The 13,593-nt window shown below is 62.0% G+C and carries 10 protein-coding genes and 3 pseudogenes; 12 read left to right on the forward strand and 1 reads right to left on the reverse strand.

What is annotated here, in order from left to right; genetic code table 11:
* Positions 1–685: 685 nt before the first annotated feature.
* The 11 genes and pseudogenes from V5B40_RS19010 to V5B40_RS19060 all read left to right on the forward strand — a co-directional run bounded on the left by V5B40_RS19010 (position 686) and on the right by V5B40_RS19060 (position 11,918).
* A pseudogene (locus V5B40_RS19010) lies at positions 686–2,340 on the forward strand (arylsulfatase).
* Positions 2,341–2,419: 79 nt separating this feature from the next.
* A complete protein-coding gene (locus tag V5B40_RS19015; protein WP_332355967.1) occupies positions 2,420–3,457 on the forward strand; it encodes an HAD family hydrolase in 1,038 nt (345 codons plus the stop codon).
* Between the two features lie 225 nt (positions 3,458–3,682).
* Positions 3,683–4,441, forward strand: a complete 759-nt coding sequence (locus tag V5B40_RS19020; protein ID WP_332355968.1) for a peptidylprolyl isomerase — start codon at positions 3,683–3,685, stop codon at positions 4,439–4,441.
* 228 nt (positions 4,442–4,669) lie between these two features.
* Positions 4,670–7,204, forward strand: coding sequence for a plasma-membrane proton-efflux P-type ATPase (locus V5B40_RS19025; RefSeq protein ID WP_332355969.1), 2,535 nt, complete (start codon positions 4,670–4,672; stop codon positions 7,202–7,204).
* Positions 7,205–7,238: 34 nt separating this feature from the next.
* Positions 7,239–8,126, forward strand: a pseudogene (locus V5B40_RS19030) (polyphosphate kinase 2 family protein).
* A 144-nt stretch (positions 8,127–8,270) separates the two neighbouring features.
* Positions 8,271–8,444 (forward strand): annotated as a pseudogene (locus V5B40_RS19035) (SulP family inorganic anion transporter); the annotation flags it as partial.
* A gap of 70 nt (positions 8,445–8,514) precedes the next feature.
* On the forward strand, positions 8,515–9,900 hold the full coding sequence (locus tag V5B40_RS19040) for a SulP family inorganic anion transporter (protein ID WP_332355970.1): 1,386 nt from the start codon (positions 8,515–8,517) through the stop codon (positions 9,898–9,900).
* A 156-nt stretch (positions 9,901–10,056) separates the two neighbouring features.
* Entirely contained in the window at positions 10,057–10,302 is a 246-nt protein-coding gene (locus V5B40_RS19045) for a type II toxin-antitoxin system Phd/YefM family antitoxin (protein ID WP_332355971.1), read from the forward strand.
* The gene (locus V5B40_RS19050) at positions 10,299–10,679 is read left to right on the forward strand and encodes a type II toxin-antitoxin system VapC family toxin (protein ID WP_332355972.1); all 381 of its coding nucleotides are present in this window, start codon (positions 10,299–10,301) and stop codon (positions 10,677–10,679) included. Before V5B40_RS19045 ends, V5B40_RS19050 begins: the two co-directional genes overlap by 4 nt.
* 124 nt (positions 10,680–10,803) lie before the next feature.
* Positions 10,804–10,884 carry a type II toxin-antitoxin system HigB family toxin gene (locus V5B40_RS19055; RefSeq protein WP_332356094.1) on the forward strand — a complete coding sequence of 27 codons (81 nt, stop codon included), beginning with the start codon at positions 10,804–10,806 and terminating at the stop codon, positions 10,882–10,884.
* A gap of 314 nt (positions 10,885–11,198) precedes the next feature.
* Entirely contained in the window at positions 11,199–11,918 is a 720-nt protein-coding gene (locus V5B40_RS19060; RefSeq protein ID WP_332355973.1) for an ImmA/IrrE family metallo-endopeptidase, read from the forward strand.
* A 10-nt stretch (positions 11,919–11,928) separates the two neighbouring features.
* Here the strand turns inward: V5B40_RS19060 and V5B40_RS19065 are convergent, their stop codons facing one another.
* Complete coding sequence (locus V5B40_RS19065) at positions 11,929–13,173, reverse strand: APC family permease (RefSeq protein ID WP_332355974.1); 1,245 nt, start codon at positions 13,171–13,173, stop codon at positions 11,929–11,931.
* Between V5B40_RS19065 and V5B40_RS19070 the strand changes: the two genes are divergently transcribed.
* A complete protein-coding gene (locus V5B40_RS19070) occupies positions 13,172–13,369 on the forward strand; it encodes a hypothetical protein (protein WP_332355975.1) in 198 nt (65 codons plus the stop codon). The two genes, V5B40_RS19065 and V5B40_RS19070, sit on opposite strands and share 2 nt — an antisense overlap.
* The last annotated feature ends 224 nt before the right edge of the window (positions 13,370–13,593 follow it).

Below are 13,593 nucleotides of genomic sequence, written 5' to 3' on the forward strand. Positions count from 1 at the left end.
AAGGGAAGTGGTTAAAGAGTCAGGTATCCGTTAATCTCTAATCGATCTGGCTGCGAGCGTATTGGCCCGAACAGGCGAGAATAGGCGATTATCGACGGCAGCTGGAAGTCGCCGCTGGTCGGTCGCGCGGCCCTGGCTTTTTTGTGCGATGATCGGCACGTTTTTTGAATCGACGGTAATGATACTGGCCCGGCGTAGGATGATCGTCCTGGCACTGCTGGAGACACACCGCTGCTGGACGCGGGACGTTTCGGTCTCGCGGGCGCAGCACCTCTGTAATTGGTTCTTGACCACCGAGCTCGGCACTGGCGCTCGCTGCCGCGGGCGCGAACAATTTTTTCGTGCTACGGCAGGACAACTAAGGAGAACGAAAATGCAAGGTATCTCGAGATTCCGTTTCCGGCTACTAGCAATTTCCGCTGCGCTGGCGTTGTGTATCGGGGGGGTCTTGGCTGTGCCCACGACCCCGAGCGAGACTCTCAGCGAAACTCTCAGCGAAACTCTCAGCGAAACTCTCAGCGAAACTCTCAGCGAAACTCTCAGCGAAACTCTCAGCGAAACTCTCAGCGCGACTCCCGGCGCGACTCCCAGCGCGACTCCCAGCGCGACTCCCAGCGCGACGACTCCAAGCGTCGTGACGCCGAGTGCCGCCGCCCCGAGTGCCGCCCCCAGTGCGACTCCGACCATGATTCCGGCCGAGCGCGCCGCCAGCGCCAACAAACCCAACATCCTGTTCATCATGGGCGACGACATCGGCTGGATGCAGCCGAGTATCTACCATCAGGGCCTGATGGTCGGTGAAACGCCGAACATCGATCGCATCGGCAAGGAAGGTGCGAGATTCATGACCTATTACGCCGAGCAGAGCTGTACTGCCGGGCGCAACGCCTTCTTCACCGGCATGCACCCGCTGCGCACGGGCATGATCCCGCCGCAACTGCCGGGCAGCCCGTCCTGGTTGCGTCCGGGTACGCCGGCGCTGGCCAAGTTCCTGCTCGATCTCGGCTACAACACCGGCGAGTTCGGCAAGAATCACCTCGGCGACCACTTCGAGGCGCTGCCGACCTCGCACGGCTTCCAGGAATTCTGGGGCTACCTGTACCACCTCGACGCCATGCAGGGCGTGAGCTTCGTCGACATCAACAAGACGCCGCTGGTGCAGGGCATCGCGCCGCCGTGCAAGAACACGCCGATCACCGGCTTGCCCGAGGTGCCCGGCGCCGTCGATCCAAAAACGGCAACGTGCCTGACGCCGCCGCGCCCGGTCATCTGGTGCAAGTCTAGCGACGGCACGCAGCAAAACACCAGCTGCAAGGACGAAGGTCCGCTGACGCTCGATCGCTCGCGGACCGTCGACGAGGAAATCTCGGCCAAGGTCATCGACTTCCTCGACCGCAACGATCCGAAGAAGACCGGCAAACCGTTCTTCGTCTGGTACAACCCGGCGCGCATGCACATCACGACCATGCTGTCGCCGAAATACGAGGCGATGGTCGGGGAACCCGGCGGCAAGGACTGGGGTACCAACGAAGCCGGCATGAAGCAGATGGACGACAACATCGGCGCCGTCATCAAGAAGCTCGAGGACATGGGCCAGCTCGACAACACCATCATCGTCTTCACCACCGACAACGGCGCCGAGAACATCACCTTTCCGGACGGTGGCAACACCCCCTTCAAGGGCGGCAAGCTGACCACCTGGGAAGGCGGCATGCGCGCACCGATGCTCATGCGCTGGCCGGGCGTCATCAAGCCGGGAACGGTCAAGGACGACATCTTCGCCTCGCTCGACTGGGTGCCGACGCTGGTCAGCATTGCTGGCGGGCTCAAGGGCAACGCGCTCAACGAGCAGATCATGGCCGGACAAGTACCCGGGAATCGTCAAGACCAAGCTCGACGGCGTTGACCAGACCGACTACCTCACCGGCAAGTCGGAGAAATCGGCGCGTGAGGTGTTCTTCTACTACACCGGCTCGCAACCATCGGCCGTGCGCTACAAGAACTGGAAGATGTACTACACGATCGTGCCTGACACCGCGACCGGCGGGCTTGTTTGGAGCCACCAGTTTCCACTGGACGCAGCTCCTCAACCTCAAGCGCGATCCCTTCGAGCAGACGGTTGGTGCCGACGCGAAGTCCCTGCTGGGCTACGGCGGTGCATTGGGCTCAACCGGCAACGCTTATATCTACAACTGGAACATGTTGCCGATCGGGCAGTTGCTGTGGGAGAAGGAACTGTCTACGTACAAGGAGTTCCCGCCGATGCAGGCACCGGAAACCTACAACCTGGACGGCATCCTCAAGGCCATGCAGAAGGGTGGTCACAACGGGCACGATTGAGCCCGCGGGCTGACGACTTGTGACTGCGCGGGCGCCTGTTATCGGGCGCCCGTTTTTCTGGTGTTTTTGGAGACGAAACATGACTGGAACCACACCGTCCTTTTCTGCGTTTACCCGCTTTCTGGCATTGACGGCACTGCTCGCCCTGGGCATTCATGCCCAGGCGCAAACCGACCCGTTGCCGTCCTGGAATGACGGCCCGGCCAAGCAGGCGATCATTACTTTTGTAACAGAGACCACCACGCAGGGCGGCCCGAAGTTCGTGCCGCCCGCCGAGCGCATCGCCACTTTCGACCAGGACGGTACGCTGTGGGTCGAGCACCCGATGTACTCGCAGGTGATGTACATCCTGGAGAGCGTGCCAGCGCTGGTCAAGGCGAAGCCTGAGCTGGCCAAGCTTGCTCCGTACTCGACCGTGCTGGAGATACTCAAAGGTGATCGTGCGGCCATCGCCAAACTGACGCTGCCCGATCTCGAAAAGCTCGCCATGGCCACGCTGACCGGCATGTCGGTGGACAGTTTTAGCGCTGAGGCGAAGAAGTGGCTGGCTGAAGCGAAGGACCCACGCTGGAAGAAGCCCTATACCGAGCTCACCTACCTGCCGATGCAGGAAGTGCTGACCTATCTACGGGCGAATGCCTACAAGACCTGGATCGTCACCGGTGGCGGGCAGGACTTCGTGCGTCAGTATTCCGAGGCGGTCTATGGCATTCCTCCCGAGCAGGTGGTGGGTACTGCGGTCGGCACGAAGTACGGCTACGCCAGGGACGGCAAGCCCTTCCTGACCAAGGAGCCGAAGCTGCTGCTCAACGACAACAACGCCGGCAAAGTCGAGGGCATCCATTTGATGATTGGTCGACGCCCGCACATGGCGGTTGGCAACACCGCAGGTGATCAGCAGATGCTGGAATACACCAAGGCGGGTGACGGTGCCCGTCTCTCGATGCTGGTGATGCACGACGATGGCGAACGTGAATATGCTTATGGTCCAGCGCAGGGGCTGCCGGCGACCAAGGTCGGCGCCTTCACGCAGGCCCTCTATGACGAGGCGCAAAAGCAGGGCTGGACGGTCATCAGCATGAAGAAGGACTGGAAGAAAATCTTCAGTTTCGAGTGAGGCAAGCGCACGGGGCAATCTGAGCCCCGTTCCCAGTTCCGCGTCGTCTTCGCGGAGCTGTAAACGTATCCCAAGGAAGCATCAATGAAATCCATCAAATCCCGAGTTCTGCTGGCCAGCGCCGCTTCGCTGCTGGTTCTCAGCGCCTGCAACTCCGAGCAAAATGCACAATCTGCAGCGCCGGCGGCGTCGGCTGCGGCGGCGCCAGCGGTGAAGGGAGAGGCCGTGGCGACCGTGAACGGTACCGCCATCAACAAAAGCCGTGTCGACATGATTATCGCGCACGGCGCCAGCGCCGGCGAAGCGGATACTCCGGAAGCCAGAAAGAGCATCATCGACAAGCTGACCATGCAAACCCTGATCGCTGAGGCGGCGGTGAAAAAAAGCCTGGACAAATTGCCCGAAGTCACCGAGCAACTGGACATCCTCCGGCAATCGGTTCTGGCCGACGCCTATGTACAGGATTTCATCAAGCACAATCCAGTCAGTGACGACATGCTGAAAGCCGAGTACGAGCGCATCAAGGCCACTGTCACTGGCAGCGAATACAAGGCGCGCCACATCCTCGTCGAGAGCGAAGCCGAGGCGAATGCGATTATTGCCGAGCTGAAGAACGATGCGGCATCGTTCGCGAAACTGGCCACGGAAAAATCCGCTGATGCCGGCTCCAAGCTGCGCGGCGGTGATCTGGGCTGGTTCGACGTGAGCAGTATGGTGCCGGAGTTCAGCGGCGCCCTCAGCAAGCTGGAAAAGGGCACATTCACGCAAGAACCGGTCAAGACCCAGTATGGCTATCACGTCATTTTGCTGGAAGACACCCGGCCGATAGAAGCGCCACCCTTTGACGAAGTCAAACCCGACCTGGCCCAACATCTGCAGCAGCAGAACCTGAAAAAAAATCTCGAGGATCTCAAAGCCAAGGCCAAGATCGAGATTATCGAAGTGTCGGTAGCGGCACCTGCCCCTGCCGCTGCAGGCAAGTAGATCACGGTACCATTTGATTTTCACCCCGGGACTGCAGGGGTCGCTATCGCCGTCGCGGCCAGCTAGACTGGCTCGCGCGGCCGGGGACGGTGAGAGGCAGCGCGAACTCGCCGGGACGAAGCTTCGAGACGCCTGCGTTTTTCGCGCCAAGGCACGTTAGCCGCTCGCAACGCCTAATATTGGACGTTTCACATTGTGTTTGTGTCCTTTATTAATCTGGAGGAAGGTATGGCCAATGTCCCCACTCAAGCAGGCGCTCCCGCGACCAGCGGACCGGATCTCGAAAAGATTCCGGTAGAGCAGGTTTTGTCGACTCTCGGCGTCAAGCCCGAGCAGGGACTCAGCGCGGCGGAAGTTCAGCAGCGCACGGCCAAGTACGGTCCCAACGCGATCATCGTCAAGGAAAAGACCCTCGCTGAGAAGATTCGTGGCTACTTCACCGGCTCGATGGCCTACGTCATCGAGGCGGCGGCGCTGGTCTCGGCGCTGCTCGGCCACTGGGACGACTTTTTTATCATCGGTTCGCTGCTACTGTTCAATGCGGCGCTCGAATTCTGGCAGGACCGCAAGGCGTCGAATGCACTGGCCGCGCTGAAGGCCGGCCTGGCGCCCGAGGCCACCGTCATGCGTGACGGCCAGTGGAGCACGGTGCAGGCGTCGACGCTGGTCCCCGGCGATATCGTCAAGATCCGCCTCGGCGTGATCGTTCCGGCCGACCTGCGCCTGACCAGTGGTGACTTCGCCTCGATCGACCAGGCAGCGCTCACCGGCGAATCGCTGCCGGCCCGCAAGAAGGTCGGTGACGAAGCCTACGCAGGCAGTGTCGTCAAGCAGGGCGAGATGGAAGCGGTGGTCATCGCTACCGGTACCAACACCTTTTTCGGCCGGACGGCGAAACTCGTCTCCGGCGCCGGAGCGGTCAGCCACGCGCAGAAAGCGATGTTCCAGATCAGCAACTTCCTGATCGTCGTTGCCGTCGTGCTGGCGCTGATCATGGTCGCCGTCAAGGTCTACCATGACATCGTGATTGCCAAGGACTGGAACGTCGCCGACGCTCTCGGCATCCTGCAGTTCGTGCTGGTGCTGATGGTGGCGTCGATCCCGGTGGCGATGCCGGCGGTGTTCTCGATCACCATGGCGCTCGGTGCACTGGCGCTGTCGAAAGAGCAGGCGATCGTTTCCAAGCTATCGGCGATCGAGGAAATGGCCGGCGTCGATATCCTCTGCTCGGACAAGACCGGCACGCTGACCAAGAACCAGTTGAGCCTCAGCGAGCCGATGCTCTTCGCCGCCACCGATCCGCAGGACTGCATCCTGGCGGCGGCGCTGGCGTCCAAGCTCGAAGACAAGGACGCCATCGATACCGCGGTGATCACCGCGCTCAAGGACCAGACGCTGCTCAAGAACTGGACGATGACCAAATTCGTGGCCTTCGACCCGGTCACCAAGCGCACGCAAGCGTCGGTTACCGACGCCAGCGGCAAGTCCTTCGTCGTCGCCAAGGGCGCGCCGCAAGCGATTGTCGATCTTGCCCAGGCGCCGGCGGAGGTGGCGCAGAAGGTCAAGGAAGCGGTCGACAAGCTGGCAGGGCAGGGCGCCCGGGCATTGGGCGTGGCGCGCTCGGCCGATGACGGCGCCAGCTGGTCCTTCCTCGGCATCCTGCCGATGTTCGATCCGCCACGCGACGACTCCAAGGAAACGATTGACAAGGCGGCGGAGAAAGGCGTGCGGGTGATGATGATCACCGGCGACGACACCGCCATCGCCATCGAAACGGCGCGCCAGCTCGGCATGGGAACGAACATCATCCCGGCGGCGGATGCTTTCCCCAAGGACATGGACCCCGACAACGTGCCGCCGGCGATCATCGACGCGATCGAACGCGCCGACGGCTTCGCGCGCGTCTTCCCCGAGCACAAGTACGCCATCGTCAAGGCGCTGCAATCGCGCGGCCACCTGGTGGCGATGACCGGCGACGGGGTCAATGACGCGCCGGCATTGAAGCAGGCAGACTGCGGTACGGGCGTTTCCGGCGCCACCGATGCCGCTCGCGGCGCTGCGGCTCTGATCCTGACCGCCCCCGGCCTGTCGGTGATCAACGCGGCCATCGACGAGGCACGGCGGATCTTCGGTCGCATCAACAGCTATCTTATCTATCGCATCGCCCTGACCATCGACATCATGTTCGTCGTCGTCATGTCTCTACTCGACGACCTGCCGATGATGACCATCGCCTACGACAACACGCCGGTCAGTCAGCGGCCGGTGCGCTGGGAACTGCCACAAATCTTCGGCCTGGCGACAATCCTCGGTATCTTCTCGGTCGCCGAGTCCTTTGGCCTGCTGCTGTTCGGCGTCAAGGTGCTCTCGGAGCCGCATCTGCAGGACTACTTCGGGCTGGCGACGCAAGCACATCTGCAGACAATGATGTTCGTGCAACTGGTCGGTGGTGGCCAACTGCTGCTCTTCGTCACCCGCACCGAGCGCTGGTTCTTCCAGCGGCCGTTGCCTGCCGCCCCCCTGTTCTGGGCGATCGTCGGCACGCAGGGCGCCGCGGCGCTGATGTGTGGCTTTGGCGTGCTGGTACCGGCGATCCCGTGGAAGCTGATCGGCTGGGTGTGGGTCTACCTGATCTCCTGGCTGTTCGTCCTCGGCGCTGTCCGCATGATCTATGACCGCTTCGCGAGCTACCGCACGGCGCGCCACGAGAAGCACTCGGCGCTGGTCAGTCAGTCGCTGCAGCCACACGTTCCGGCCGCCTAGGCCGGCACTGATACGCACACCAGGAGAAAATCCCATGGACTACCGTAAACAATTCTTCGTCAGCCCCGGCGAGAAACTGAAACTGGCAGCCATCGACCCGGCGCACACCGGTGGCCATACCTCGTCGGAAGACGCGCTGTCGGAGATTCAGAAACACGTCGCCCGCATGGCCGAACTGCAGGCCCTGCTCTACGCCGACGGCAACCAGTCGCTGCTGGTCGTCCTGCAGGCGCTCGATGCGGCCGGCAAGGATGGCGTCGTCCGCCACCTGTTCACCGGCATGAATCCGCAGGGCACGTCGGTGTTCGGCTTCAAGCAACCGAGCGCCGAGGAAGCGGCGCACGACTTCCTCTGGCGCGCGCATCAACGGACCCCGGCCAAGGGCGAGTCGTCGTCTTCAACCGCTCGCATTACGAAGACGTTCTGGTCGTGCGGGTGCACAAGCTGGTGCCGAAAAGCGTCTGGTCGGGGCGCTACGAGCTGATCAACGACTTCGAGAAATGCTCGTCGAGAACGGCACGCGGATCCTCAAGTTCTTCCTGCACATCAGCCCCGAGGAGCAAGTTGCTGCGCTTCAAGCAGCGGCTCGACGACCCGGCGCGCAACTGGAAAATCAGCGAAGGCGACTACTCCGAGCGCGAGTTCTGGTCCACCTATGTCGAGGCCTACGAAGAGGCGCTGAGCAAGACCAGCAGCAAGGACGCTCCCTGGTACGTCATTCCCGGCCAACCACAAGTGGTTCCGCAACCTCGCCATCTCGCAGATCATTGCCGACACCATGGAAGAGATGGGGCTGAAGCTGCCGCCGACGCGGGTGGACCTGAAGGAAATCGCCGCCAAGTATCACGCGGCGGAGGCGGCGCAGGAAAAGCGGGCGGGCAAGGCGCCGAAGGCGCCTGGCAAGAAGTCAGTGCTGGCTTGAACAGGCGCGACCATGACGCAAGATAGCGAAGGCAAGGGCTTCAGGCTGCCGATTTTCCAGGGAATCCTGCCGATCGACCGGGCGGGCGTCGGACGGGACATCATCGCCGGCTTCACCCTGGCGGCGCTGTCGATTCCGGGAACGATGGGTTACACCAAGATCATCGGCACGCCGGTGATCACCGGCCTGTACACCATCCTCATCCCGATGTGCCTGTTCGCCATTTTCGGGTCGTCGCGGCATCTGTCGGTCAATGCCGATTCGGCGACGGCGGCGGTGGTCGCCGCCGGTCTTGCCGGCATGGCCGTGCGGGGCTCCAACGAGTGGCTGGCGCTGTGCAGCCTGCTGGCCCTGATGGCGGCGGTCTTGATGTTTGCTCGCGCGGGTGATGCGGCTGGGTTTCCTCGCCGATTTTCTCTCGCGCACGGTGCTCACCGGTTTTCTCACCGGCGTCGGCGTGCAGGTGTCGCTGCTCGAGGTCTCCGGCTTGCTGGGTCTGCACAGCACCGGCAACCACCCACTCACCGAGATCCTGCACGACCTCCGCTCGATCGGGGAAACCAATCCCTATGCCGTCGCCGTGTCGCTGGCGGTGCTGGTGATCATTCTCGGTGGCCGGAAGATTTCGGAAAAGGTTCCCGGCGGACTGATCGCCGTGCTGGCCGCCATCGCTGCCAGTTGGGCGCTGAATCTCGGCGCCCACCTGGAGACCCTGGGAGCGGTACCCAGCGGCCTGCCGACGCTGGGGCTGCCGCAGCTCGACTGGAGCTGGCCGCTGATCCAGAAGCTCACTGCCCCTCGCCCTGGCCTGCTTCGTGGTCATTCTCGCGCAGAGCGCGGCGACTTCGCGCGCCTACGCCGCCAAGTTCGCGATCGCTTCGACGAGAACGTCGACATGGTCGGCCTGGGAATGGCCAATCTCGGCGCCGGCCTGTCCGGCACTTTCATCGTCAATGGCAGCCCGACCAACACCGAGATGGTCGCCAGTGGCGGTGGCCGCAGCCAGGTTTCGCAGCTCACCACCAGTGTCATCGTGCTGCTGGTGCTGCTGTTTCTGACCGGACCACTGGCCTACCTGCCGACCGCCGTTCTCTCGGCGATCGTTTTCCTGGTGGCGGTGAAAATGATCGATATCCAGGGCATGCGGCGGATTTTCATCGAGGCGCGTGCCGAGTTCTGGGTGGCCTTGCTGACCGCGGCCACCGTCGTCGTCGTCGGCGTCGAGCAGGGCATCGTCCTGGCCATGGTGCTGTCGCTGCTCGATCATGTGCGGCGGGGCTATCGCGGCAGCAATACCGTGATCGCCGCCGACAAGCGGAAAAAAGGATGGCAGATGGTGCCACTGAACCCGCCGCAGCAGATTGCACCCGGTCTCCTGGTCTATTGCTTCAGCCACAGCCTCTACTACGCCAACTGCGCGCAGTTTTCCGAAGAGGTCCTTCGACTGGCAAAGACGAGGACACCAGCCCCCCTGGATTGCCTGTGCGTCGAGGCGGCAGCCATTGGCGACGTGGACTTCTCGGCAGCGGCGATGCTGCGCAGCATTTTCACTCAGCTGCGTGAGCAGGGCATTCGGCTGGTATTTACCAACGTCTCTCCCGCGCTGCACGCCCAGTTCGAGCGCCACGGCCTGACCGAACTGCTCGGCGCGAACGCGATCTACGGTTCGGTACATGCGGTGATCGCTGACCACGAGGAGAAGGTGGCGGCGGCGGCGACGACAGCAATCGAGGGCGGCGAGAGCGACGAGAGCGACGACGGGGCCCGGACCTGACCAAGCCACGGGCTCGGTCACCAGAGCCTCCGGAAGATGCAGGTCTTTGGCAGCGCTTGCCATCCGCTCGTACCCCGAACGGAAACCCTTGTTGGCTAACTTGGCCAGGAAGAACTAAGATACACACGACTGAGGGAACTAGCCAAGGAGTTCGCCATGCAAGTGAACATGCTGGAGGCCAGGAATCAACTTTCCAAACTGGTGCAAGCCGTACTGGCCGGCGAGGATGTCGTCATCGCCAACAAGGGAGTGCCGGTCGTCAGGCTGGTGAAGATCGGAGAGCCTGTGCTTGCGCGCAAGCCTGGCGCGTGGTCCGCGCTGCCCCAGCCCGATGCAGATTGGGATGCGCCGGAGACCAATCGCGCCATCGCCGATGCACTCACCGGCGGCGAGCCATTGTGAAGCGCTACCTGCTCGACACCCACTTGCTCTATTGGTGGATGACCGCCAGTACGCGTTTGGGCGCAGCCACGCAAGCCCTGATCGAACAATCCGAGATTGTCGTCAGTACCGCCAGCATATGGGAAATGGTCTTGAAGAACGGCAAAGGAAAACTGCCTTTGCCGGCGGGCGCCATCACCGAAGGCCTTGAAGCGCAGGGATTCGTCTTGCTGCCAATCTTCCCCCGCCACATTGCGGCCGTGCACAATTTGAGCTGCGCTCACCCCGACCCCTTCGATCGCCTGTTGATCGCCCAGGCGCACGACGAGCGGTTGACCTTGCTGACGCGCGATGCGGCGATACTCGACTTGGGGTTGGCTGTGGTGGCGAGGGGATGAGTGACGCTTCAAGGCCGGCCAAGACGCTGCCAGACCGAACAGGTACGACCAAAAGAGCTCCCACAAAACTAAAATTTCCCATTTTGGGAAGTTTGGTGACGTCCGGTGCTCGGGAATATAGATAGTGAAAGCACGATATCAAAACGGGATCGTCATGGTTGAATGGATAGGTACTCACGCCGAGTACGACAAAATGAAGTTTTGAGAGCGACGCGGGTGACCATGGAGGAGCGAAGGAGTTGGCGATGAAGCAGCAGGTACGAGTTATCAAAACACAGCACGACTATGACGCTGCGATCGCTCGCCTATCGGCCTTGATGGACGACGAGATTGCTTCTGACTCGATCGAGGAGGCAGAACTCGAGCTGTTGGCGCTGGCAATCGAATCTTGGGAGCGCAGCAAAGTTGCTCCAGTCTTTCCGGACCCGATCGACGCAATTCTGTTTTGCATGGACCAACAAAACCTCAGCAAGAAGGATCTCGTTCCCTACCTCGGCTCTCTCCAAGGTGTCCGAGGTCTTGGCTCGCAAGCGCCCGCTCGGCCTGGCAATGATCCGGAGCATTCACCGGCATCTGGACATCCCGGCCGATATTCTCCTCGGCGGAACAAACGACAACGACATCGACCTTTCAGCAGACCCGAACTACGACTATGACCGGTTTCCCTGGCAGGAGATGCTGGACCGGGGATACCTGGGCGACTTGGCAAAGCTTTCTCGCTTTGAACAAGGGCCGGCATTGGCGGTGGAGTTTCTCGCCAACATCGGCATCGTCCTGGTCATCGAAGAACACTTCAAGAAGACCTACCTCGACGGCGCGGCGATGCTGGACGGCGAGACGCCCGTGATCGCATTGACGCTCCGGCACGACCGCGTCGACAACTTCTGGTTCGCCCTGCTCCATGAACTGATCCATGTTCAAAAGCACCTGACGCCGGCACATCTATTCATCGCCGACAACCTGGACGACAAGAGCCGGTCAAGCGCTGAAGAGGAGGAGGCAGACGAAGGCGCTACCGAGGCACTGATCCCCCTTGCAGAATGGGAGGGATCGGAAGTGAAGGGGGCTCCGTCGGCGAAGAACGCAAACGCCTTGGCTGACCGCCTGCGCATCCATCCCGCGATTGTCGCCGGACGCGTTCGACACGAGGAAGGCAACTGGCGGCTACTTTCCCACATCAAGGCTGGGGTCAGGCAACATTTCAACGATCACCCGGGAGGAAGTGCCAGCCCGTCCTGATCAAGGGCAATCAATCCCAGTGTTCCTGCGCCAGGATCCGCCTGCCGTGATAGCGCTGCAGCAAGCCTTCCGCGGCGAAGGCGATGACCAGGAAGGAGAGGAAGATCGAGAACGAACCAGGCGAAGTCTGGAAAGTGTCGAAACACCAGACGATGATCGCCAGAACGCAGGCGACGATGCTCAGCAGGATGGCGACCCGGTGCCAGCCGCCGCCTTTCAGGAGCCGCCAGGCGCCGAAATTGACCAGAGAATACACCAGCAGAGAGGTGGCGCTGCCCAGCGAGGCGACGGTCGTCAGCGTCAGGAAGTTGACCATCAGCAGGGCGAGCAACGCGGAGATGGTCAGGCCGCGATAGCTCATGCCGATCTTTTGCCCGAAGCGCGAAGGTAGCTGGCCGTTCTCGGCCAGGGTGTAGGTGATGCTGGTGACGCCGAAGAAGCCGCCGTTGAGGCAGGTGACGGTTGCCAGGATGGCGCTGAGCAGCAGAATGTGGAAGCCAATTTCGCCGAAGTTGTGGCGGGCCACGATGACCAGGAGTGTTGCCCCGCTCGAGGTGAGCTCCTGTCCATCGACTGTCGTCGTGACCGCCAGTGCCAGGGCGACATAGAGTGCCAGTACGATGGCGATGGTGCTGTACATCGCCCGCGGCAGGTCGCGAGTCGGGTTGTCCATGTCCCCGGCGGCATTACTGACCACGGCAAAGCCCGTAAAGGCAAAGAAAGTGAGGCCGAGGCTGCCGAGTATCGGCCTTGCCGCGGGCCAGGTTTCGACCGCGAGTCTAGCCACGTCCGCGTGCATCGACAGCGCTACCGTAAAGAGGGCGAGGACGGCCAGGTTGGCGAGGACGACCAGCCGCTGGGCGGAGCTGACGAACTTCGCACCGACCAGGTTGAGCGCTGCCAGAGTGACGATCAGAGCGGATCCCAGAAGCCGTTCCCAGAGCAGCAGATCCGCTGCGCCGAGGCTCAGCAGCTTGGCGCTGAACTTGCCGAAGGCCAGCGCGATCATCGCCATTCCGATCAGCTGCGCGATATAGAACAGGATCGAGCAGCCGCCCGAGAAGAGTCCCGGGCCGTAGGCTTTCACCAGGTACTCGACGACGCCGCCGCGCGACGGATAGCGAACGCCGAGTTGTGCGAACGAGTGTCCCGTGAGCAGCGCAATGATCCCGGCGACCAGAAACGACAGCCAGACCGCCGATCCCGCCATCGCCGCCGCTTCGCCCATCAGTGCGAAGATGCCGGCTCCGACCATGGAGCCGACGCCGAGGGCGATTGCCCCGTTCACGCTGATTCGTCTGCTGCGGCTCGGCTCGTTCATGCTCTTTTTCCTTGATGGTGCGGCGTACGCCAGCGGGCATCCACTAGCGGGCGACGCCGAGCAGCAAGAAATCGTCGCGCATTGCCAGGAGCTGATCGATCGCCCAGTTGAAGTTCATGCCGGAGAATAAAGCAGATGTCCTTCGACGACTGCGTGGGCTCCGCTATCTGCCCACGCCGACACGTGCAGGCACTGCGGGTTGGCGTTGAAACGCGCCGACTGACCAAATTTGGGTTGCTGGGCAGCAAGATCCTTCCCGGAGAGGCGCTTGATTGCGCCCTGGCCATCAATAAGCGTCGCTTGCACCTTGCCGCCTGTTTCCCCGTCGGAATGTAGCAACCTGCCCCACATCGG

The organism is Candidatus Accumulibacter meliphilus (genome assembly GCF_036625345.1).
GTDB lineage: Bacteria > Pseudomonadota > Gammaproteobacteria > Burkholderiales > Rhodocyclaceae > Accumulibacter > Accumulibacter meliphilus.